The organism is Providencia sp. PROV202 (assembly GCF_028479565.1).
Taxonomy (GTDB): domain Bacteria; phylum Pseudomonadota; class Gammaproteobacteria; order Enterobacterales; family Enterobacteriaceae; genus Providencia; species Providencia zhijiangensis.
Genome location: NZ_JAMPNV010000009.1, coordinates 1 through 23,516, shown reverse-complemented (window position 1 = coordinate 23,516; position 23,516 = coordinate 1). Strand labels below are relative to the sequence as shown.

The window sequence follows — 23,516 nt, the reverse complement described above, 5'->3', positions numbered from 1 at the left end:
TGGAGTGAATATGAGCGTACTACGTTCGTTATTAACTGCTGGGGTGCTGGCGTCAGGCTTGTTATGGGCGATATCCGCGTCGGCAACACCACAAATGGCTGAAGAAGCTAACAAAGACGGTCGTTGGCAAGTTACGCAGCAGCGTAATCCAGACAATGCTTGCCTTGATTGCCATAAACCCGATAAAGAAGGGATGCATGGCACTCATGCTGAGGTCATTAACCCGAATAATAATTTGCCGGTGACGTGCACTAATTGCCACGGCAAACCGGGCCCCAATCACCGTGAAGGCGTCAAAGACGTCATGCGGTTTAATGATCCGATGTACAGTGTGGAACAACAAAATAGCGTCTGTTTGTCTTGCCACTTACCTGAACAACTGCAAAAAGCGTTTTGGCCCCACGATGTTCACGTGACCAAAGTGGCTTGTGCGAGTTGTCATGACCTCCACCCTAAGCAAGACACCATGAAAGTGCTGAGCGATAAAGGTAAGGTCAAAATCTGTGTGGATTGCCACTCAGATCAGCGAGATAACCCGAACTTTAACCCTGCTGCGGTGAATGTTCTTAAGGAGCAGCCATGAGTTGTTCTCGTCGTCAATTCATAATCTATTCAGGCGCACTGGCGGCGGTAGGCGGTGTGGCGGGGCATACCCTCGCCAATACCATGAAAGTTGACGGGGTGCGATATGGCATGATCCACGATGAAACACTGTGTATCGGCTGTACCGCCTGTATGGATGCATGTCGGGAAGTCAACCAAGTTCCAGAAGGCGTATCACGCCTAACGATTATTCGTAGTGAACCCATTGGTCAATTTCCTGACGTCAAATATCGATTCTTCCGCCACTCTTGCCAACATTGCGAACATGCCCCTTGTGTCGATGTGTGTCCAACAGGAGCTTCATTCATCGATAAAACCACGGGGATTGTGGATGTAAACCCTGATCTGTGCGTTGGCTGTCAATACTGTATTGCCGCCTGCCCTTACCGCGTCAGATTTATTCATCCTATTAGCAAAACCGCCGATAAATGCGACTTTTGCCGTAAAACCAATCTCAAAAAAGGGAAACAGCCCGCTTGTGTTGAAGCGTGCCCAACCAAAGCGTTGGTGTTTGGTAATTTAGATGATCCAAACAGTGCGGTGTCGCTAATGCTCCATGAAAAACCGACCTATCGATTCAAAATTGCACTGGGAACGAAACCCAAAATGTACCGAGTTCCCTTTAAATATGGGGAGGTTAGCCAATGACAACCACTTCAGCTTTTCATTTTGAGTCGTTAGTCTGGGACTGGCCTATCGCCGTTTACCTGTTTTTGATTGGTATCTCTGCGGGGTTAGTGGTTCTGGCCGTATTGATGCGCCAATATATCCCCAATGCTGCTACCAGCAATAGCACTATCATGCGTACCACGCTAATTTTAGCGCCAACCACCATTATTCTCGGTCTGCTGATCCTCATTTTCCACTTAACCCGTCCATGGACGTTCTGGAAATTGATGTTTCACTACAGCCCAACGTCTGTGATGTCCATGGGGGTGATGCTGTTCCAAGTTTACATGGCGGTATTAGTGGTTTGGCTGGCTAAAATTTATGAGCAGGAGCTCGTCCAACTGCAACAAAAATGGCTACCTAAACTGACGATAATCCCTCGTGCTTTAGGTTGGCTGAGTCGCGTCATGCGCGGATTAGATATTGCTATGCTAGTCTTAGCTATATTGCTCGGGGCGTATACAGGGTTCTTATTATCGGCACTCAAATCCTATCCATTCTTAAACAACCCAATATTACCGGCTTTATTCCTCTTTTCGGGGATCTCGTCGGGACTGGCGGTGAGTTTACTGGCAATCGCCCTGCGCTATCGCAAAAATGTTCATAACCCTGAAACGGCCTTTTTACACCGTGTAGAAAGCTTTGTTGTCTGGTTAGAGATATTTTTGCTGGCCGCCTTCTTTGTGGGACTCGCGCTCGGGGATGATGGCAAACTGCGTTCGTTAATTGCCGCATTAGGCGGTGGTTTCTGGACGTGGTGGTTCTGGCTTGGCGTCGTGGGGATTGGTTTTGTTATTCCTCTTGCATTGAAAAAATGGCAACAACAAGGTAGCCAAGCTTTTCGGGTTATAGTGGTCAGTGGCGCAAGCTTAATTGGCGTATTTTTCCTGCGTTTCTTTGTTCTGTACGCTGGACAACTGACAGTCGCATAACCGACTTAAACTAAAGGTGATACTTGGAAATTTTCCTTCCCGAAATAGGGTTTATCAGCTTGCTACTGGCGCTGTGTATCACCGGCTATCATACCCTATTGGGGTTTATCGGCGTTTTCAGGCACGTCCCGAGGCAAATGTCTCAGGGCGTGCTCTGGACGTCTTTGCAATTCACTTTTTTATTAACTGCGTTTCTCTGTTTAACCGCCAGCTTTGTTTTCAGTGATTTTTCCGTTAGTTATGTGGCTCAACATAGCCACAGTTTGTCCCCTCTTGTTATCAAAATTGCAGCAGTCTGGGGAGGACACGAAGGTTCACTGCTTCTGTGGGTGCTATTTTTCTCCGGCTGGAGTACCTTATTTGCATGGCGTTATCGCCGCCAAAATAGCCCATTTTTTCCTTTAACATTATGTGTACTGGCGGCTATTTGCACAGCGTTATTGCTGTTTGTTGTGTTCTATTCCAACCCGTTTGAACGCCTGTTTCCACCTGCTATTGAAGGTCGTGATCTCAATCCGATGCTGCAACATTGGGGGCTAATTTTACATCCGCCACTACTTTACCTTGGTTACAGCGGATTGATGCTAGTCGCCGCGTTAGTGCTCGCGTCATTAATGGCGACGCCCACTCTACTTCCCGAAGATTCCAGTCAACCTATAGCTCAATTGTGTTGGCGCTTTGCGGTTCCAAGTTGGTGCATACTCACAAGCGGTATCATCCTCGGTTCTTGGTGGGCATACAGTGAATTGGGCTGGGGAGGATGGTGGTTTTGGGATCCGGTTGAAAACGCCTCTTTACTTCCTTGGCTTTCAGCCACGGCATTGCTGCACAGTTTATCTATCACACGTCGAACAGGGCTGTATCGCCACTGGAGTCTGTTGCTGGCGATTATCACATTAATTTTAGCGCTGCTCGGTACACTGATTGTCCGCTCTGGGATCTTAGTGTCCGTTCATGCATTTGCCTTAGATAACGTGCGTGCCGTCCCGCTATTTTTACTCTTTAGCGTTTTAAGCCTTGGTGCGCTGTTTATTTATGGTTGGAAGGCCAAATTCCCTCCTCAAGAACCTCGGCGCAAAACATCACAAGAAATCTATTTATTACTAACATTGATTTTGTTTACCGCGGTTTTATGTATCGTACTGACTGGTACGTTATACCCGATGCTCTATGGGCTATTAGGGTTAGGTAAGATTTCAGTGGGCGCCCCCTATTTCAATCAAACGTTATTACCATTTGGCCTGTTTATGCTGGTGATAGTGGCGCTTGCCACATTCAAATATCGCGATATTACAAAGAACGAAAATCACACGCCACTTCAACGGCTGTTGATGATTATGCAGCGAAAACTTCCAGCTATTGTTGCTCACGCAGGGGTTGTTCTGTTCGCCATGGGGATTGCCCTTTCCTCAACACAGAAAGCAGAAATCAGCCAAAATATCGCCGTCGGGCAATCTATCTCAGTTGGCGGATATCAATTCCAATTTCAGCAATTACAACTGGCAGCTGAATCCAACTACACCACTGAAAAAGCGCTGATCCACGTCAGCCAAAACGCAGGTCAAAATGGCTTTATTCTTGTCACTGAGCGTCGCCTATATATGGCTCGCCAGCAACTCATGATAGAGCCGGGGATCCACTGGGGGTGGCTGCGTTCTTGGTATGTGGTGCTGGGAGAAAAAACGGGTACTGAACGCTATGCAATGCGTTTTTATGTACAAGAAGGCATTCAATGGATCTGGAGTGGTGGATTTGTAATGTGCTTAGGTGCGCTAATGAGCTGGTTTAGGGGGCGGAAGCATGATTAAAAAAATCGTTATGTTGCTCCTGCTACTGTGCGCCTTGGATGCGCACGCCCAAATTGTGGATACATGGGCATTTAACTCCAATGAGGAGCAAGAATTATCTTTGCAGATTGCCTCTCAGCTACGTTGCCCACAATGCCAAAACCAAAACTTATTGGAATCTAACGCACCGACTGCTGTCAGTATGCGCCATCAAGTTTTTAAAATGGTCTCGGAAGGGAAAAGTGAATCTCAAATTAAACACTATATGACCGAGCGCTATGGTGACTTTGTTTTATATAATCCCCCATTAACGCTTAGCACCCTACTATTATGGCTACTTCCCGTATTTGCAGTTCTTTTTATTATCTTTATTTTATGGAAAACATTAAAAGTAAAAAATAGAATTAATCAGCGCGTTATTTTATTAGATCCCTCTATTCCGTTAATAGAAAAATACAACCGGACTCACTCTGACATACAATTATTACCGGCTATTAATAATGAAAAAACACTTCAGTATCCTCATTGGAATAAGATAAGTAACACCCTTATTATCATCATAATCTGCATTATGATAGCGGGATATTTTTTATTACCACGATTCCACTCAACACTTGATTTATATCAAAGACAAAATGACCCTACTTTGCTGTTTACACCATTAGAGCGTGAAACGCAGGATCTACAACGTTTACAAACAGATATCCGCCAATCCCCTGAAAACAGTGAACTTTGGGCTGTTTTAGGTGAATACTATCTTTATCAAAATAGCTATGAAAATGCTTTAATTGCCTATGGATATGCACTCAAATATCGCGGTGAGAATGCCCAACTCTATGCCGCAATCGCCACAGTGATGTATTACCAAGCCGGACAAGTGGTTACAAATGACACACAGAAAATGATAGACAAAGCATTAAGTCTAGATAAGAATGAAGTCACCGCATTGATGTTATTAGCCTCAGATGCCTTTATCAATGCCAATTACACAACGGCGATTAATATCTGGCAAAACCTACTTGATAGTAATAATCCTAGAGTCAATCGCGCTCAAATTATTGAAGCCATTCATATGGCTAAATTAATGGAAATTAGTGGGGAACAGTGAATAAAAATAATAAAGGCCCCTGAACCTTTATTACCTCGCGATATCCATAATTGATAAAAAATAATAATAAGTTTATTTATTAAATATAATAATCTAGAAAAAATATCATGACGAATAAGATGCTTTCTATCTTAGTGATTATTCTTATCGCAGGAGGATCATTTCTTGCAGGAGTAATGGCTAACTACACACCTGATTTAGATGTTATCAAGAAATCCGAGCGGGCTGTGGAAGACTTGTTGAATTTCCCTAAAACCGTCGAATTTAAAGATGTGAAATACCATGTCATCAGAGAGACCTCTGATCGCGGTATGTTAGGCTACGTTTGTGGTCAAGTTCTGGTATTTGATGCAAAAAATAGCTATACCTACAAACGTTTTATGGTGAAAACGTACCTGAATGAAGATGGTAGGAATATCGTTTCCATTCCGCTATTGGATAGAGACGAAATGGAATTTCCGCTCGAAGAATTTAATTACTTGTGGCGTAAAAATTGTCAGAATAGATAATTATACTTAATTGAATATTATCTATTTCCTACGAAATTAATGATTTTTCTCTGAGTCTTATTTACAGCAACATGAAGGCTTGCCTGTTAATTCTGCTTCTTGGATTGGTGGGCATTTCACCGTGCCATAAGAACAAAAAACGCAGCAATCCCCTTCTAATGGCTTTAATAATACACCGCAACCCGTGCATTCATAAAACCACTGGCAAGCATTGGTTGGCATCTCTTCCATTTTCGAACACCCACATTCTGGGCACGTAATTTCAGACATCAATTCAATTTTGGCTTGACTCATTTGATCCTCGATAGGGTATTTCACAATAAATAGTTCTGTTTATCCTACAAAATGATGTCGCCCTTATCCTTGCGCCAAATTATGTTTCCCACACAAAATAAAAATACGGTTCCAATAGCATTTCCCGCAAGGTTGATATACAGTTTTCCACTTTTTTCAAAGCACCCTAGATTTTGGAGGCGAAATGTTTATTGGTTTTGACTACGGAACATCTAACTGCTCCGTCGCAATCATGAAAGATGGCAAACCGCAATTGTTACCCCTTGAAGGCAGCAATTTTTATATTCCATCAACCTTGTGTGCGCCAACAAGAGAATCAGTTTCAGAGCACTTATTTCGCCATCTGAATATTTCTCCGACAGACTCAGTAGGTCAGCAAATCCTCCGACGCTCCATCGCGTTTAATCAGGATGAAGGCATTGAACTCGAGCCAGAAGATATTGTTTTCGGGCAAGCTGCGCTGGACTTATATTTAAGCGACCCGCGTGATGTCTACTATGTAAAATCACCTAAGTCTTTTTTAGGTGCATCAGGTTTACACGAAACCCAAGTCAGTTTCTTCGAAGATTTAGTGTGCGCCATGATGGCAAATATCAAGCATACAGCCGAAGCAAGTACTCAACAAACCATCACTGATACGGTGATTGGTCGCCCAATTAACTTCCATGGACGTGGTGGTGAACTGGCGAACCAGCAAGCGGAAGCTATCTTATTAAAAGCCGCTAAACGTGCTGGATTTAAGAATATTGCGTTCCAGTTTGAGCCGGTTGCCGCAGGGTTAGAGTATGAATCTACCCTCACGAAAGACCAGACCATTTTAGTGGTGGATATTGGAGGGGGAACCACCGACTGCTCACTGATCCAAATGGGGCCTAGTTACAAAGACAGCCAAGACCGTACAAGCTCTTTATTAGCACACACCGGTCAACGTGTTGGCGGAAACGATCTGGATATTTTCGTTGCCTTAAAACAGTTAATGCAGCTATTTGGTATGGAAAGCCAATACCAATCAGGGATTAAAATGCCTCTGTTGCAGTTTTGGAACCCGATTGCCATTAACAATGTGGAAGCGCAAAAAGAATTTTATTCTCGCGCTAACCTCAATGCATTAACCCGCTTACAGCAAGATGCTCAAGAGCCAGCTTTGCTCGCACGTTTGCTCGAGGTTTATCACCAAACGCTAGGCTACAGCATTGTACGCAAAGCGGAAGAGGCGAAAATCGCGCTCTCTGACGAGCAAAGTTATTTAGCGAAAATTGCATTATCAAAAGAGCTGCTTGAAGTGAATATTGGACGTGAACAATTGATTGATGCGATTGAATCACCAAAAAGTAAAATGATTGAGTTGGTGAAAGAAGCCGTTGTACAAGGCGGCGTTCAACCGAATGCTATTTTTGTCACGGGTGGTAGCGCCCGCTCGCCTATATTACATCAAGCGATTCAAGAACAGCTTCCGAACATCCCTATTGTTCGTGGCGATGACTTTGGCTCAGTTACCGCTGGGTTAGCCCGCTGGGCTCAAACCTGCTTTAAATAATCGAGCACCCAATGCCGTTCATACGGCATTGGGTTTTCACGATTCTCAACTACTCCTCGAGTAAACGTCCCTCTTTTAAGTAGCTGATTTTATTTGCCATTAATTGAGCTTCGTCTTCACTGTGGGTCACCAACAACGCAGTTTGCCCCGCTGCGCGTAAAATATCCCGCACTTCTTGCCCTAAACGTTTTCGGCTATCCGGATCAAGGCTCGAAAGCGGTTCATCCAGCAACAACACCGCAGGTTGTGGCGCTAATGCTCTCGCTAATGCAATACGCTGCTGCTGCCCCCCCGACATTTCGTGAGGATAGCGTTCCGCTAAGCCACTCAATTCAACCAACTTTAATAACTGTTGAACGCGAGCCTGTTGCTGCTCTTTAGGCTGTTTTCTGAGCCCAAATGCCACGTTCTGTGCCGCCGTTAAATGAGGAAACAAGGCATAATCTTGGAAAACCATGCCGACATTACGCTGTTCAGGTGGCAGGTGAAGATTTGGACCAGCAACACAGCGGCCCCCCACGTAGATGGTTCCTTGCTCTACCTGTTCAAACCCAGCAATCGCTCTCAATGCAGTGGTTTTTCCGCATCCTGAAGCCCCAAGTAAACAACCAATTTCCCCAGCATCGATATGCAAAGAAAAGCCATTAAGCACATGGTTACGTTGATGTTTGTTGCCATAAGAAACATGGACATTGTCAAGAACTAAGGTTGAATCTGACACCGAATACGTTCCTTAACATAATGATTTTAATTAAGAAGACTGCTTTGACTGAGACGATGTGAGTTGGCTACGCGCCAATAAAATCACAGGTAATGTTCCCGCCAATACGATCAATAATGCCGCAATTGCCCCTTCCTCATAAGTGCCACGAGCCGCTTCCGCATACAATGAAGTTGCCAACGTTTCAAAATTCACCGGGCGTAACAGTAATGTGGTCGGCAACTCTTTCATCGCATCAGCAAAGACCAACAATGCACTGGTGACAAGTGCCGGACGTAATAGCGGAAGGTGAACACGAAAGAATGTTCGCAGCTCGCTTTCCCCTAGCAGCCTTGAGGCTTGTTCCATACTCGGCGGAATGCGAGTTAGCCCAGCATCAATCGCCCCAATGGAGATCGCCATAAATCGAATTGAGCAGCAGATAACCAATAAAATTCCCGTTGATAACAGCGGTAATCCGCGAAAATCCAATAGCTCAGCAAGAAAATTATCCAGCGCCATACCCGGTGTTAACAAACCAATCGCCAACACCGTTCCGGGCACTGCATAGCCCAGTGACGCAATTTTCATCAAGGTTCGTCGCCATTCTTGAGATGAACCAGAAATGGCACTCGCTCTGGCATACCACGCCACCACAATGCTCACCAACGTCACAACGATGGTGACCCCCGCCGCCAGCAATAATGAGTTTTGTAATGACTGCAACAGGCTGCTTGAGATTGTCATGCTGTCACTGATGCGTTTAAGACTTTCCCACCCCAAAAATAGCGCTGGCGCTAAAAAGCCTAACACGACGGGTAGCGCGGTGACACACGTGGCTAATACGGCTCGCCATCCCGTCAAACGCGATGGCAAAATCCCACGCATTTGCCGCCCAGTACTGTAACGCTGATTTTTTCGACCGTAATATTCTAATGCTAATAGCAAGATAATCACGGTTAACATCGAGCAGGCAATTTGCGCCGCAGCGGGTAGATCAGAGCGAGTCACCCATGTGGTGTACACCGTCACGGTCAATGTATTCACACCTAAAAATTCCGATGCGCCGATATCATTGAGCGTTTCCAGCAGTGCAAGGCTGGTTCCCACCACTAAGGCAGGGCGCGCCATCGGTAGCGCCACTCGGAAAAATGTCCCCGTCGAGCTGAGCCCAAGGGTTCGAGCCGCTTCCAGCAAGTGGGCTGGCTGGCTCATAAACATGGCTCGCATGGTCAAGTAAACATAGGGGTAAAGCACCAGACCAAGCAGTAAAATGGCGCCCGTCATCGAACGGAGATCAGGCAGGCGGAATTGGCGCGGTGAGTCGTACCCTAAAACGCTACGAATAAATTCTTGAATCGGTCCAATAGGATGCAATAAATCTAACCATGCAAACGCCACAATGTAGGTTGGCATCGCTAGGGGTAGTAACAGCGCCCAGCTAAACAGCTTTCGACCTGGGAAATCAAATGCGGTCACCAACCATGCACACCCCGCCCCAATGGTCATCACCATTGCGCCAACACCCAACAGTAAAATTAAGGTATTTAAGGTGGCATCGGGAAGCACATAGCGCATCAAATGTTCCCAATGGCTGAATCCTGAGCTTGCAGCCAGACCTAATAAAAACAACAAAGGGGTCAGAACGCCAAGCGTAATGACCACCACAGAAAGGGTTAATGGCGAGAAACCAACGCGCGGCAGCCCGAAAGCGCCGCGCGTTGAGGTTAAGCCAGTTTTATTGATCGAATCCAACTTTATCTACCAACTGACTCGCTTGTTTACGGTATTTCACAATTTCAGTAAGTGGAAGAGTATCCACATTGATTTCACCAATCGCGTTATTGATGGTGGCATCCAGTGGAACGCCTTTGCGAATTGGGTATTCATAGTTTGCTTGCGCGTACAGTTGCTGAGCAGGAACAGAAACCAGATATTCCATCAACTTAACCGCTTCTGCTTTATGAGGAGCATGGCGCGCAACGGCTGCACCAGTGATGTTGACGTGCGTTCCACCATTGGTAAAGGTTGGCTGAACCACTTTAATAGCATCCCCCCATTTACGTGCGTCTGTGCCCTCTTTGGCATTTTTCATGTGACCCACATAATAAGAGTTCGCTAAACCAACATCGCAGATACCGCCAAGAATATCACGCGCAACATCACGGTCTCCGCCAGTTGCTTTACGGGCTAAGTTAGCTTTCACACCGCGTAACCACGCTTCCGTTTTCGCTTCACCGTCGTGAGCAATCATTGCTGCCACTAACGCTGTGTTATACGGGTGCTGACCTGCACGGATACAAATTTTGTCTTTCCATTTAGGGTCGGCTAAATCTTCATAAGTAATACTAGTTAACGGTAAATCTTTTTCCGCATACAGCACGCGAGCGCGCATCGATAAACCAAACCATTGGTTATCTTTGTCGCGTAATGAAGCAGGAATAGCGTCATTTAATACTTTTGAATCAACAGGCTGGGTAACGCCTGCTTCTACTAAATCGATGAGGTTACCCGCGTCCACCGTCATTAATAAGTCTGCGGGGGAATTTTTACCTTCCGCTTTGACGCGCTCTAACATGCCGTCTTTAACATAGACGGTGTTGACGTCAATGGCAGTTTCTTTAGTAAAGGCATCCAGCAGTGGCTGGATCAGCCCCGGCTCACGAGTGGTATATAACGTTAGGGAATCTTTTGCCATGGCAGGCAGTGCGCAGGTAACAATAAGCGATGAGGCCAACGTAATTAAACGCGTTTTATTACGTAAAAAATACATTTTTTTCAACATGTTGCTATCTTCTCCAAGGTGAAGTGATGCTAAAACTAGTATATTGAGTATTTTTAACTGGTCGAAAAAAGTATATTGATAACCAATCTCGTTTGCAAATTATTTTCATCAGTTAATAATACGCATTAATGACTATTAAAATTTATTTATAATTTATTATTTGGTATTTATTCTTTTTTGAAGGATTTTTTGCGGGTGGTCTGTGGTCTGTATTCAGGGTTTGTAAAATAACAGTCAATATTACCAAAACGATAATGATGACCATATTCTACAATAATATTAATAGGTTGAGTTCTCAGTGATGGGAAAATGATACAATACCCAGCGCTACATACAGATCATCCAAATTTCTGCTAAGCATATGAATCTTTATTTAACGCAAAAAGGCTCAAGATATTTCTTCTTGAGCCTTTTCATCTATCTAATTCATTCACTAATCATACATGAACGTCACGCCAATCACGGACTGCACTTTCCCTGCGGTCACCTGACCTTGGGTTCTTGAGTATCGCGCGCTTAGCCCTAAACTCGTCGACGAAGTTCCTACTCGACCTAACTGAACGTTTTGGTTTGCAGGGATCGCATTACCATTGCGAACCATTTGGATCCCGACCCCTGTCGCGGCATTTGCGCCAGACAGGGTATTAGCAAAAATATTGCTGCTCGTATCCGTTGTACCCGTTAAGTAATAGGAAATATTTTGGCTAGAAGCGCAATAGATAGATAAGGGTACCGGCTGAGCACTACCCGGATATTCCGGTAAATTGACGACCACATTACGCGAAGAAACATCGCAGCCCCCAATAGGCACAATAACATTATTGTTCGCGAATAAATTCCACGTAAATGTCGCTGTGTGCACGTTCCCACCACCAACCAGATCTGACCCCACTTGATACATCACTAAAGTGGCAAAATGTGTTCCTTGGTTGATAACTACCCCTCCCGCCGCAGAAACGGGTGTTAAGTAAAGCTGGGTATTCCAAGCGGTATAGTTTCCTGATGGGAAGTTTTGCTGCTTCGTTGGGCTATTTAATGGGAAAGTATAACTTGAGCCATAGTATCTTAATGAACCATTAAAGTTGCTTAATACCCCGCCATAAGCAGACCCTCTAATCATACTCACTAGGTCTAAACGACTTGTTGGGGAGTCATTTTTACACTGTATAGACTGAGATAAATCAACAACTAAGTTTTGCCCTGTTTGAATGCTTGGTTGTAAATTCACATAGACGTTGGCAGTACCTGTTCCTGGAGCACTGTTCAATACGTTTCCAGTCGAGTCACGACAGGTAAAAGCATATGCCGAAGAAACTCCGACAAAGTAAATAAACGTGTTAACAACGATTAATTTAACTAGCTGTTTTATATTCATAATATTGCTCACAGATACGTGTAGGTGACATCAATTGCCGCTTGGATGGTGCCTTGTGTCGCCCCGCCTCTTACCGATATTGCCCTTACTTGTAAAGGAAAACTGGTTGAAAGCGTTGCATCGCTGACTGGCATGCGTTTTTGTGCGCCGTTATTTAAATTATTACCCGATGAGTCTTGAAGTTGCAGCTGGATATTGCCCGCCGTACCTTGGTTTTTGTAGTATCCCACCGAATCAGCGACACCTTTAAAGGTCGCCATAACTACCGATGTACCAACAGGACAATTGGTCAAATCCAGCGACACAGTATGCCAATCCGATGCCGACCCCGGTGAGGTCAAATTGAACGTGTAAAGATCACCCAGATCCACATTGGCAGTCTTGGTTGATACCGTACAAGGTTTCGCAACAACGCTCCCATTGACCGTCACGGTTACGTCAGCCGCGTGTGTGGAGGTTATTGATGAAGATAACAGCCCCAAAATTAAGGCCGTCATCATTGTTGATTTATACGTCATTCATCGCATCCTCTATTTACTGGAATTCGAGCGTAAATGTGGCCGTTGCTCGAATATGCCCTGCCGTAACGGGCAATTTTGACGCCATTAAACGTGCATTGAAATTGAGCGTATTGGCTTTTCCTGCCACTAAAGGCGTCCATGCAATATTATTTGAGTCCGCATTGAGGACTAATGGGTCTTTAGCACTGTCTAAAATCTGAATACCTGCCCCTGTCGCATTTGCGCTACCGGGTTCTAATGCCAGCAAAGTTTTGTTACTCGAGTCTGCTATACCGACAAACCCGACTTTGACTGCTGTTACCGCAGAGCCGCAAGGTGTTAGCTCAATACGAAACGGTACTGTTGGCGTCACTTCCCCCACTGAGTGCAGCTGTTTCACCGCATTCAGGAGCAAATCGACCACTTGATTTTGTGAGCCAGGAGCCACGGCACAAGTGTTATCTCGTACATTGCCTGTAATGTTAATGGTGCTATCCGCCGCCAATACATTGGAACATAAGCACAACGAGGTCAGCATTGAGGCAAAGAATATATTCGATTTATCAAACACTATTGGCTCCTTATTGGCACTCGGCACGATACTTACTGAGGATTTCATATTGGCTTTCTGCTGGCAGTGTGTAATTAACCGTACACTGAGCATCAGCCCCTTCCCCCCAACGCGCAATTAATCGTCCCGTTAGCGGTAACCCCGTTAAATAAACTTGCCCATCTTCCGCCACAATACTGCCACCACCACTTTCATCAGAAGAGACGACGGAACCAAACGGTACTGGTTTTCCATGTCTCATCAACGTCATGAGAACTTTTATCCCAACTTTAGGTTGGAAATCAGCGCGAACCACAGCACCACGGGTTGGCACTACATTCAGGACGGGATCATCCAGATCCACGTTGTTCGCTAACGTATTGGTATTCAACGCAATACGGTTTTCACGATATTCAGTGGCATAAGGTAATACCGCATAGCCCCGCCAGTCAGTCTCAACCCCTGTTTGGTTTTCGACTTTCACATGTCCTGCACCTGGTGCTTTCACTAATACCACGGTATCGTTCATTGGCTGGCTCAACGTTAATCCATTTTCATGAGCTAAAACGCCCCCACTCACACCGTAGTAAACTTGGCGAATGTTATCGGCATAGCTATAACCAACGTTGGCATTTCCATAAGCCCCGCGATAATTCAGGGATGTATAACCCGTTCCTGAAGAGTTACCTTGCCCACCGCCTGCATACCCAGCTTGAACGCTATAACTTAAGTTATTGTCTTCCAATAACGTTCCGTATAAACCAGCGGTGTTATTTACGCGACCTTTGAGATCGTGCGAAACATTGTAACTTGCGCTGGCATTACGCCAGATAGACTGACTGTCCGAACGTAACCAATGGCTAAAGGGAATGTTGACGCTCAATGCCAGCATTTGGTCGTTGCCATCCTGCCATGAGTTTTTGGACAGACTGTAACTTAATCCCCAGCTAATCCCTTTAATTAGCGTGTTAATCCCTACCTGTAATTGCTTATCCGCTTTACTAGTATTCCAATACGTTTCATGACTTCCTGTCACATACATCGTGGATTGCTCACCCAACTGCTGGGTTAGGGTTAACTGAATTTTTTCGCGTTTGTTATAGGCTAAGTTGTAATAGTCAGAAAACTTAGGTGTCACTTGGATAATGCCGTCTTGCGTCGCAAGGTTATACCCTGACATCCGCTTATATGTCGTATCCGCAAATGAGTAGTAACCCTTTGTTGAATACCGGTAACCCGCCAGCTGAATAATCGTGCCCGTTTCATTCAGAGACTTGTTATATAAGAAACGAATTGACTGACCTTGATGGTTACTGTCATCCGGTAATTTGGCATTAGCATGGGTAATATCGATAGATAGCGCCCCAAAGACACCGATGTTTTTACCTATCCCTGCGTTAAAAGCTTGGTAACGATTGGCTAACTGAGTTCCGCCATAGAGCGTCCAACCATATGACAAACCGTGCAGTAACGTCGTTTGTAAGAATGTCGGCTTTTCCTGATTACCGCTTCCCGAACGGTAATCCCCTACAGTGACGGCATATTGAGTATGCCCTTCACGTTGGAGCAACGGAACGGATGAATATGGCACGGTAAAGCTCTGTACGGATCCATCCGCTTCCGTGATCGTCACATGCAAATCACCACTATTCCCTGCAGAATAGAGATCGTTAATTACAAACGGTCCCGGTGGGAATGTGTTGCGATAGATCTCATACCCATTTTGCTTAACAGAGACATCCGCTGTACCGCGAGCGATCCCTCGGATCACCGGCGCAAAACCTTTTTGGCTTTCAGGCAGCATATTGTCATCCGAAGCTAATTGGATGCCTCGGAAGTTAACGCTGTCGAAAATTTCGCCCGGGGTGTAGCTATCACCCAGCGTTAAACGAGAGCGGATCACATTGATGCCGCGTTCTAAATAGGTATTGATATGTTCCCAGCGAGTTTCACTATTTGCTGTGCCTGTACTGTGGCTCCATGTGGAGTTATCTCGTAAGCGCCACGCGCCAAAGTTTAAACCACTTTGTAGATTCAAATAGTTATAGCTACTGTGCTTTCCGTCTTGGTTACGCGCACTGCTTCCCGTCAGGCTATAGTTTAAAATACCTGCCGTGATCCCTGAATCCCAAAGCTCCGGAGGAATAAAACCTCGCGCTTTGTCTTTCATAAACAGCTGTGGAACGGTGATATATAACCGTTGCAAACCCACATCAAATCTCGCCGTTGAATCCTTCACGGTGGATGATAATGGTTCACAGGTATCTTTGGGTTTCGTCTGTAATTCTGGCAGCGATAATGTATTGATCCCCATCTTGGCCAATTCATTAGGCGTTAAACAAGGAGATAGCTGTTTATCATTTTTATCCAGAACAAAGTTCACATCCCGGGTGAGTAAATAACCATCATTAAGATAGACATCAACACGATAAGTCCCTTCAGGAACTTCTTGCCCTTGTTCAAACGCAGATAAATCTGCGACTGCTGAAGGATCATCCGCTAAGAAACGAGGGTTAAAATATAACTCTGCCGTCGCCCATGTTGGATAAAGGCATGCGCCTATCAAGAATGCCAGCGGAACCAAAGGAAAATGGCGTTCGAATCTGCATCCCAAAAATGATCCTTTTTTTGAAATTAATAGCCCTTTTTCAGATGTCAGATGTGACATGCTCCCTCCGCTCAACAATGTTGCTCAGCAAATTTCCAATTTGGAATGATGTTTAATTATTTTCGAGAAATAAAAACGTATGTTTTTACTGCATTTTTCCTGTCATTTTCGGCGTTAGTGCGCCGTAATCATTAATGGTTTGGTAGCTAATAGCACCATTGCCATTGGAAGGAACATTCACTGACGCATCACCAAATGGAGGAACAAGCACATTATCCAATTTTGCTGCGCCGATTTTTAAATCTGTGACAGTGGCAAAATAAGGCGTTGGGTTGACCACAATCAGTGAGCTGCCTTGGCGCTTAAAGCGTAATTCTTCAGCCACTTTATCCGGTGCAATAGAAAGACCTGTAGGACGGTAATACAATTTAATGCGGCTAATAATCGCTAACTGCAACGTGTTCTCGTTCATGTTCGCTTTGTCCATTGCTGGAATCGCTTTCACATTCAGCCAAAACAGTGTTTCTCTGTCTTTCGGTAATTGGTTATTGGTTGCATCAATAATGCGCAGTGTATTTTCTTTAACGCCTTTCATCGTGAACAGGGGCGGAGTAATCGCAAATTGGCTATCTTTTTGGCCATTGGCATTTTCAACCCACGATTGGATCAGAAAAACGCCCTTTTCATCATTATTGGTCACGGCAAGTTGAACCTGCTTTTGATCCGCAGGATAAATCACTCGCGTTGCACCTAATGCAACACCCGCATAAACCTGAGTGGACACGGTCGAACAGAGTAAAAGTAATAAGGCGGTAATGAACTTATATGTTTTTCTGGTTTTCATGTTTACATCTGTCCTTTTTTACTAAAAAAATTAAATAAATATGTCACTGTCTTTTTCGGTATTTTTATTCATAAGTCAGTGAGAATAGTGCTTGTGCATTCGCTTTTCCGCCCATGATGTTCTCGCTCGTCGAGCGATACTTAGCAACAAAATGCAACGTCATATCCCCATCACGCAGATTAGCTATTTTACGTGGAGCACTATTCACCGGAATTAAGGTATTTTTTGAATCAAAAATGGCTACTCCTACACCTTTCGCGGTGCTAGGCCCATCGCCGATGGAAAAAATATCTGGGTTCCTTTCATTAGCCACACCGTTGAAGGTTATGGATATATACTCACTGACCGCATCGCTACACTCTCGTAGGTGAAGATCAAACGCAGTCGGTGCTGAATCTTGGCCTGGAGCCTTAAATGCATTGGTGCGCACTTGCCCCATATTCACTACCAAATTACGATCTGAAGTTTCAACAGTGCAGCCTTCTGCAATTAACTCCCCTTGAAAGCGCATCCCGCCACCAGGAAGTTGAACTTTCCATTTATTTCCAGCTTGCAAAAATGGAGAAAACAGAAGGAGTGAAACTGCCAGCAGCTCTCTCATAAACTTCCACCTTTTGGTTCGTGAATAAAAGCCATCCTTGGCTTATCAAATGGGATATCCCTAATCCTTTTTAATGATTACTCGTATTGAACTGCGAAGGTTGCATCTGCGTTAGCAACACCAGCAGTTGTTGCACCCAGTGCGAAGTAACGAGCTTGGAATGGCAGAACGTTTGCACCGTCATTCAGAGTGATAGGGTTACTGAATGTTGCGCCATCCAGACCCAGAGGTGCGCTCTGACCATCTAAAATTTGGATACCAACGTTAGTTGCTGCACCTGAAGCTGAAGAAGCAACAGATAAAACAGTTGGGTTAGCTGCATTCGCTGCAACACCGGTAAAGGCAACTTTTGCAGAAGTAGCAACTGTTGTATCACAGTCGTTTAATTGGATATTAAAACCAACAGAACCACTGGTATCGCCCAATTTAGCTAATTTAGCTGTACGAACTTGACCTAAACGAACAGTTTGCTCCACAGAACCAGCATCAACAGCACACGCTGCATTCACTAGCTCACCTTTAAAGTGTACTTGACCGCCGTTTACGGTTGTTGTTGCAGCCATTGCAGCGACTGAACCTAAAGATAAAGCTGAAATAACAACAAGTGCTAGTGATTTAACTTTCATAATATTTCCTTATGTATATTTATTAAGTACATCTTGATAGAAAAAACAAATACAGACTTCATGACACTATAATTAAAACGACCGAATTTAATTAAATTGCCTAAAACAATTTAATTAAATTTGAATGATTTTAAAAAAAAAGGGTCTATCACTCTATTTTAGAGTGTTTGTATACACTAGAATCAAACAGATACTTCATTTTTTCGAAGAAAACATCAATATCTCTACTACTCATTTCAAGTGCATTAAATAGTATGATAAGTTTGTCGAATGATATATTATTCACGCCGTTTTCATACCGAGATATTTGCTGCTGGCTTACATTAATACGCTTCGCCAATTCACTTCCTGTTAATCCTGTGCGCCTACGGTAGTCTTTTAACATCCTGCCAATATTATTTGATAATGGTTCATAATCTCGCATTTCAAACCTCTCAGATCATATTTCGCTGATTATTTTTTTATATTATCGATATAGGAAAATACTCTTCAGCTGTTATTAAGTTATAGAATTAAAACTGTAGTTAAAAATTGTTTTTTTCGATCGAAAAAGAGCTATTTGATATACGCAGGCTATCAATCATAAATATTAATTCATTTAAATCAATAAATAATCAAATATGAGTAAAAAATTAAAATATATAAATCAACACGTTATAAGAACCCAAAAATACCAAAATAAATAATTGAAGATATTTCTTTAAATGAAATAAGACACGCATAACACGATATACATGTGAAACAGACACAATAATTTACAATAAGGAGCAAGATATAAAAACAAAACCGTTAATTAATGGAAAACAATAACTAGTACATTACAATTAATTCGCAAAGATAAAGATAAAAACAAATCGAAAAATGATAGTCGACATTGGAATATTAATGGATTTATAAAAAAATAATAAAACAGCACAAAAGCGTAATACCCACAAAAAATCCCAATTAAGAGTTAAAAACAACTTTCAAGAAAAACAAAAACTGAATTCATTATAGCCGCATATAAGAATAATCCTAGCAACAGTTAAATAAATATGTAAATAATTATTACACCCACCATTTCACCTTTATTTCGTGTTTTAAATTATATTTTTTAAATAAAATTTAATAATCTAATAACTTTGTATATTAAATAACCAGATATATTTGGTAAATATCAAGAAAACCTATTCATTAACTATCAATTCTTTATTTAATGATTTATTCAACTCGAATCGCCAAACTAAACGCTCAAGATAAACATTAAAGATAGTTTAGAAATAGTAATGCAATTGATTAGTATAAATACTAAGTAATATTGAATAGATTATTTATAGAGCTCATAGGAAAGCTGGTCCACCAATGTTGTATGAGTTGAGTCGATAGCATTAGAGAGTGATTAGATAAGAAAGGCAGTAAAGATACTCGGAATAACAGAAGGGAAATCGGTATTATTTAGACAACGTCGTTGATATGCCTTTAGAGGATCAATTAAACCACCCACTATAGGGGTGGTTAGAATTTAGAACAATTAGGATAAGGCACTTACCTTCTCTAAAATTACTGGAATATTTTTATACGCCGGAATACCACATTGAGGATCAAAGTTATCGAGTGCTATCAAGTTATTTGCTTCAGGAAAATAAGTGGCAACACAACGATCAGCCATATCATAGATAACCACTTTTAGATTATCTAAACAACGTTTAGTCCTCTTTTGCTGTTTATCCAAGGCAATAACATTGACCCTATCACCCGCAGATAATTTTTGTTTTTTTGCCTGAGCTTCACTGATAAAGATGACGTCTCTCTGACCAAAAACACCACGATAGCGGTCATTCATTCCATAAATTGTCGTATTGTACTGGTCATGACTACGTATAGTTGCCAACACTAATTCGCTATGTGTCGCAGACTCCGGATCCTCAATAACACCTTCCGTTGTTATAAAGTTTGCCTTACCTGATTGCGTTAACCACCTACGTTGAGCCGCTGCATTTGTTAAATGAAAACCGCCAGGAATTCGGATTCTTTTATTGTAATCTTCAAAACCTGGTAATACAGCTTCCATTGCATCACGAATTTTATCGTAATCATCAATGAAATCATCCCACTCGACTTTTGAGTTAGGGATTGTTGCTTTGGCAAGACCAGCAACAATGGCACATTCTGATTTTAAATATGGGCTAGCCGGTTTTAGTTTGCCATGTGAAGCATGTACCATTGACATAGAATCCTCAACTGTAATGCTTTGTGGACCTGACTTTTGAATATCAACTTCTGTACGACCTAATACCGGAAATAAAAATGTATGCTTTGCCGTCAACAAATGTGACCGATTAAGTTTGGTTCCAATATGAACAGCCATATCAAGTTTTTTCATTCCACTGTAGCATGCATCTTTATCCGGCATAGCAACAGCAAGGTTTCCCCCCATACAGATCAATGCATTTACTTTTCCTTCAGAGATTGCTTGCATGCTAGCCACGGCAGCGTGACCAAAAGCGATAGGAGGTTTAAAACCAAAGCGTTGCTCAATTTTATCGATAAAAGATTGGCTTGGTTTTTCGGTTATTCCGACAGTACGGTCGCCTTGCACATTAGAGTGCCCCCTTAATGGACAAATTCCCGCACCATCCCGACCAATATTACCTTTCAATAATAAAAGATTGATGAGTTGCTGAATATTTTGAGTGCCATGCTGATGCTGCGTAATTCCCATGCCATAACAAATAATGGTGCTTTTTGCTTCAATATAAAGTTGAGCAATTTGCTCTATTTCATCGCGAGTCATGCCACTCACAGATAAAATATCATCCCAAGAAGTAGACAACACATCTTGCTTAAGTTTATCGAAACCAACGGTATGGGTACTTATAAATTCATTGTCTAATATAGGCGCTTGACCTTTTGCTACCGCCGCATCGTGATACTCAATAATAGTGCGAATGACACCTTTAATTAATGCAGTATCTCCACCGATTCTAACTTTATAGTAATATCCCGCGAGAGGTGTGGACTCTAGCGTCAACATTTCAATTGGATCTTGCGGATAAGTAAATCGTTCTAATCCTCTTTCTTTCAAAGGATTAATTGCGATAATTTTGGCGCCTCGTTTTGATACCTCACGAAGTGAACTGAGCATACGAGGATGATTAGTCCCTGGATTGTGCCCAATACAAATCACTAAATCAGCCTTGTCAAAATCTTCAAGTAATACCGTCCCTTTACCCACGCCTATTGAAGCTGCGAGACCAACACTTGTCGGCTCATGGCACATATTTGAGCAATCCGGAAAATTGTTAGTTCCATATTCTCGGGCAAAAAGCTGATATAAAAACGCCGCTTCATTTGACGTTCGACCTGAAGTATAAAACTCAACAGAATTAGGATCTGAGTAATTTGATAACCGCTGACCTATTTGAGCAAAAGCATCGTTCCATTCAATTTTTTCATAGCAATCTGTTTGCGCATTATATTTCATTGGATGAGTTAGACGACCTTCATTTTCCAAGTCGTAATCATCCCACGTTAACAGTTCACTCACTGTGTGTTTCGCAAAAAACTCAAGTGTACTTCTCTTTGCCGTGGCTTCCCATGCCATCGCTTTTGCACCATTCTCACAAACATCAAATGATGCACTATGTTTAGGGTCTGGCCACGCACAACCAGGACAGTCAAAACCTTGAGGCTTATTCATTTCAAACATAGTAATAATATCGGGTACAACATCCATCTGCTCGCGTATAGCTTCAGCGACAGCTTTAACTGCCCCCCAACCTGCCGCAGGTCCAGTGTAATTTTCGATTTTTTCTTTCATTTTCATTACTCTTTTAAATTTAAATGTAACAAGAAATAAACGTTATTTTATTACAGTGTAATTATGATTAATGTGGAGTGACGAATACCGACTTATCTTTTTTTGAATATAATTAAAAAATGAAATGTTATTTCATGGATAACATATCAAATAGGATTAGTAATAATAAGGAATTATCATCCATTAATACTTTTTAATTTACTTGCTATAGATGAAAACCCTAAAAAACAATTAAAATGATTAAATATCAATTAATTAAACAAAGTATTGCACTCACATTCTTACTTTATTTAAAAAACAGGACACGTTAACAATAAAATATAATCCAATTAATGAAATGTTAAATAACAAAATGAACAGTTAGAAATTATATGGTTGAGTTTAAGCAGAAACCGCCGTATTCGTCATCGAACAAAGATATCGATAGCCAATTTTAGGTAACACGGGCGAATTACCCTATAGTTGAATAGGTAGACGTCGGTTGAACGAATAAGGGTTAAAATCAGTTGATTCACTGAATTTTAGGCATAAAAAAAGACATCTTTTGATGTCTATTGATATGCGCCATTTTGAAATGGTACCCTACAGGATTCGAACACGAGTAAATTAACATTGTTTTATAATGAAAATATCGTGTTCGATAAATTTTATACCAACAAATATACCAACAATTATTTTTCTATCATAATGCCTAAGCTTTTCTACTTCCCTGAAATCGACATCTTCGCCAACTCAGGATTATTCGCCTCAAAGATCGATAGCGGTAATTCAACCTTACGACCATTTTGATCTTCCACCGCTTTAACCACTTCAAACTCAGCAACATCTTCACACGGAATTTCCAATCCTGCAAACGTGGCACGCGTTGCGCTAGAATCGCCAAAAGGTTCCACTTCCAGTACCGTATCCCCTAATACTTTTCCTTGTCCATCTTTCATTCGCAGCGTTAGTTCAAGTGCACCAAACTCCGCATGGTCTAGAACCATATGGTTACCGCCATTATCGAGGGTAAATGAATAACCACAGTAACCTTGGTTAATAAAATTTGAGCTGGTATGTGTGATGCTCGCATAACGCTGTTGTTCTTCAGCCAAGCTAAATGTACTGACTGCCAATAAGCTCATTGCAAATATACTTTTTATCTTATTCATTACGTTACCTTTTGTTATCTTTTATCGTCCTCGCTACCGCAAGTAACGGTAGCGAGAATGTTATTTATTGTTGGTTGGTTTGCAATCCACCTTTAGTACGATCTTTTTCTTTCCAGCGTGGTCGGTTCTTGCCTGAGAACTCTTTTTGCATACTCCAATACCCAATGGGGTAACGAGCTACAATCGTCCCGCCAACACCAATATCGACCGAGGAGTACTGACCATTATTAATGGTTCCTTTTTGGACGTAGGCGTTAGGGCTACAAGTGCCTGTATCGCGTTGTTGCCAGTTTCCATCAGTTCTTGCCACGATATAAAAATCACCAAATGCGCAACCTGACGCGGATTTATGATTTAGTACAGCAACATAATGCTTGGTTGAGCCCACAACCCTACAAGTATTATTCTGGCTTCCACACACTTGCCATAAGGTTTTACCGGCATCCCCTTTATATTCCCAAATGGTATTTTTAGGGGGCTGGCTGGTGGCAGAGGCAGGTGATGTCATCAACCACAGTGAGGCTAATGCAGCCACAAA

22 protein-coding genes are annotated in these 23,516 nt (G+C 42.7%); 7 read left to right on the top strand and 15 right to left on the bottom strand.

Going from position 1 to position 23,516, the window contains the following annotated elements; translation table 11 throughout:
* The first annotated feature begins 10 nt into the window (after positions 1–10).
* The 6 genes from nrfB to PR799_RS05350 all read left to right on the top strand — a co-directional run bounded on the left by nrfB (position 11) and on the right by PR799_RS05350 (position 5,608).
* Positions 11–583 (top strand): cytochrome c nitrite reductase pentaheme subunit, encoded by a 573-nt coding sequence (nrfB, locus tag PR799_RS05375; protein ID WP_154638096.1) that lies wholly within the window; start codon positions 11–13, stop codon positions 581–583.
* Complete coding sequence (gene nrfC, locus PR799_RS05370) at positions 580–1,251, top strand: cytochrome c nitrite reductase Fe-S protein (protein WP_154627453.1); 672 nt, start codon at positions 580–582, stop codon at positions 1,249–1,251. The genes nrfB and nrfC overlap by 4 nt, the downstream gene beginning before the upstream one ends.
* Positions 1,248–2,204, top strand: a complete 957-nt coding sequence (gene nrfD, locus PR799_RS05365) for a cytochrome c nitrite reductase subunit NrfD (RefSeq protein WP_272521420.1) — start codon at positions 1,248–1,250, stop codon at positions 2,202–2,204. The genes nrfC and nrfD overlap by 4 nt, the downstream gene beginning before the upstream one ends.
* A gap of 23 nt (positions 2,205–2,227) precedes the next feature.
* Positions 2,228–4,012 carry a heme lyase CcmF/NrfE family subunit gene (locus PR799_RS05360; protein WP_272521419.1) on the top strand — a complete coding sequence of 595 codons (1,785 nt, stop codon included), beginning with the start codon at positions 2,228–2,230 and terminating at the stop codon, positions 4,010–4,012.
* Positions 4,005–5,099, top strand: a complete 1,095-nt coding sequence (gene nrfF, locus PR799_RS05355; RefSeq protein ID WP_272521418.1) for a heme lyase NrfEFG subunit NrfF — start codon at positions 4,005–4,007, stop codon at positions 5,097–5,099. Before PR799_RS05360 ends, nrfF begins: the two co-directional genes overlap by 8 nt.
* Before the next feature lie 176 nt (positions 5,100–5,275).
* Positions 5,276–5,608 (top strand): hypothetical protein, encoded by a 333-nt coding sequence (locus PR799_RS05350; protein ID WP_272521417.1) that lies wholly within the window; start codon positions 5,276–5,278, stop codon positions 5,606–5,608.
* Positions 5,609–5,665: 57 nt separating this feature from the next.
* Here the strand turns inward: PR799_RS05350 and PR799_RS05345 are convergent, their stop codons facing one another.
* On the bottom strand, positions 5,666–5,902 hold the full coding sequence (locus PR799_RS05345; RefSeq protein ID WP_154602474.1) for a GDCCVxC domain-containing (seleno)protein: 237 nt from the start codon (positions 5,900–5,902) through the stop codon (positions 5,666–5,668).
* Positions 5,903–6,086: 184 nt separating this feature from the next.
* On the opposite strand from PR799_RS05345, the gene yegD reads away from it, so the two are divergent.
* Positions 6,087–7,439: a molecular chaperone gene (gene yegD, locus PR799_RS05340; protein WP_272521416.1), complete on the top strand. Its 1,353-nt coding sequence runs from the start codon at positions 6,087–6,089 to the stop codon at positions 7,437–7,439.
* Between the two features lie 49 nt (positions 7,440–7,488).
* Here the strand turns inward: yegD and PR799_RS05335 are convergent, their stop codons facing one another.
* From PR799_RS05335 to PR799_RS05270, 14 genes are all read right to left on the bottom strand, one after another.
* Positions 7,489–8,160 (bottom strand): ABC transporter ATP-binding protein, encoded by a 672-nt coding sequence (locus PR799_RS05335; RefSeq protein ID WP_272521415.1) that lies wholly within the window; start codon positions 8,158–8,160, stop codon positions 7,489–7,491.
* Between the two features lie 30 nt (positions 8,161–8,190).
* Positions 8,191–9,894 carry an ABC transporter permease gene (locus PR799_RS05330; RefSeq protein ID WP_154627460.1) on the bottom strand — a complete coding sequence of 568 codons (1,704 nt, stop codon included), beginning with the start codon at positions 9,892–9,894 and terminating at the stop codon, positions 8,191–8,193.
* Positions 9,878–10,912 carry a Fe(3+) ABC transporter substrate-binding protein gene (locus PR799_RS05325; protein WP_442959909.1) on the bottom strand — a complete coding sequence of 345 codons (1,035 nt, stop codon included), beginning with the start codon at positions 10,910–10,912 and terminating at the stop codon, positions 9,878–9,880. The genes PR799_RS05330 and PR799_RS05325 overlap by 17 nt, the downstream gene beginning before the upstream one ends.
* Positions 10,913–11,357: 445 nt before the next feature.
* On the bottom strand, positions 11,358–12,299 hold the full coding sequence (locus PR799_RS05320) for a fimbrial protein (protein WP_272521413.1): 942 nt from the start codon (positions 12,297–12,299) through the stop codon (positions 11,358–11,360).
* 8 nt (positions 12,300–12,307) lie between these two features.
* Positions 12,308–12,799 carry a fimbrial protein gene (locus tag PR799_RS05315; RefSeq protein WP_272521412.1) on the bottom strand — a complete coding sequence of 164 codons (492 nt, stop codon included), beginning with the start codon at positions 12,797–12,799 and terminating at the stop codon, positions 12,308–12,310.
* Between the two features lie 34 nt (positions 12,800–12,833).
* Positions 12,834–13,337 (bottom strand): fimbrial protein, encoded by a 504-nt coding sequence (locus tag PR799_RS05310; RefSeq protein ID WP_230088624.1) that lies wholly within the window; start codon positions 13,335–13,337, stop codon positions 12,834–12,836.
* Between the two features lie 43 nt (positions 13,338–13,380).
* Positions 13,381–16,017, bottom strand: a complete 2,637-nt coding sequence (locus PR799_RS05305; protein WP_272521411.1) for a fimbrial biogenesis usher protein — start codon at positions 16,015–16,017, stop codon at positions 13,381–13,383.
* Positions 16,018–16,102: 85 nt separating this feature from the next.
* Positions 16,103–16,801 carry a fimbria/pilus periplasmic chaperone gene (locus tag PR799_RS05300; RefSeq protein ID WP_154627466.1) on the bottom strand — a complete coding sequence of 233 codons (699 nt, stop codon included), beginning with the start codon at positions 16,799–16,801 and terminating at the stop codon, positions 16,103–16,105.
* Between the two features lie 64 nt (positions 16,802–16,865).
* On the bottom strand, positions 16,866–17,402 hold the full coding sequence (locus tag PR799_RS05295; protein ID WP_154602466.1) for a fimbrial protein: 537 nt from the start codon (positions 17,400–17,402) through the stop codon (positions 16,866–16,868).
* A gap of 77 nt (positions 17,403–17,479) precedes the next feature.
* Positions 17,480–18,028, bottom strand: coding sequence for a type 1 fimbrial major subunit FimA (fimA, locus tag PR799_RS05290; RefSeq protein ID WP_154627467.1), 549 nt, complete (start codon positions 18,026–18,028; stop codon positions 17,480–17,482).
* A gap of 148 nt (positions 18,029–18,176) precedes the next feature.
* Entirely contained in the window at positions 18,177–18,452 is a 276-nt protein-coding gene (locus PR799_RS05285) for a helix-turn-helix domain-containing protein (RefSeq protein ID WP_036952128.1), read from the bottom strand.
* A 1,086-nt stretch (positions 18,453–19,538) separates the two neighbouring features.
* A complete protein-coding gene (locus PR799_RS05280) occupies positions 19,539–21,827 on the bottom strand; it encodes an FdhF/YdeP family oxidoreductase (RefSeq protein WP_272521410.1) in 2,289 nt (762 codons plus the stop codon).
* A 701-nt stretch (positions 21,828–22,528) separates the two neighbouring features.
* Complete coding sequence (locus PR799_RS05275; protein WP_036406383.1) at positions 22,529–22,978, bottom strand: IrmA family protein; 450 nt, start codon at positions 22,976–22,978, stop codon at positions 22,529–22,531.
* Between the two features lie 64 nt (positions 22,979–23,042).
* Positions 23,043–23,513 carry a hypothetical protein gene (locus PR799_RS05270; RefSeq protein WP_272521498.1) on the bottom strand — a complete coding sequence of 157 codons (471 nt, stop codon included), beginning with the start codon at positions 23,511–23,513 and terminating at the stop codon, positions 23,043–23,045.
* Positions 23,514–23,516 lie beyond the last annotated feature (3 nt).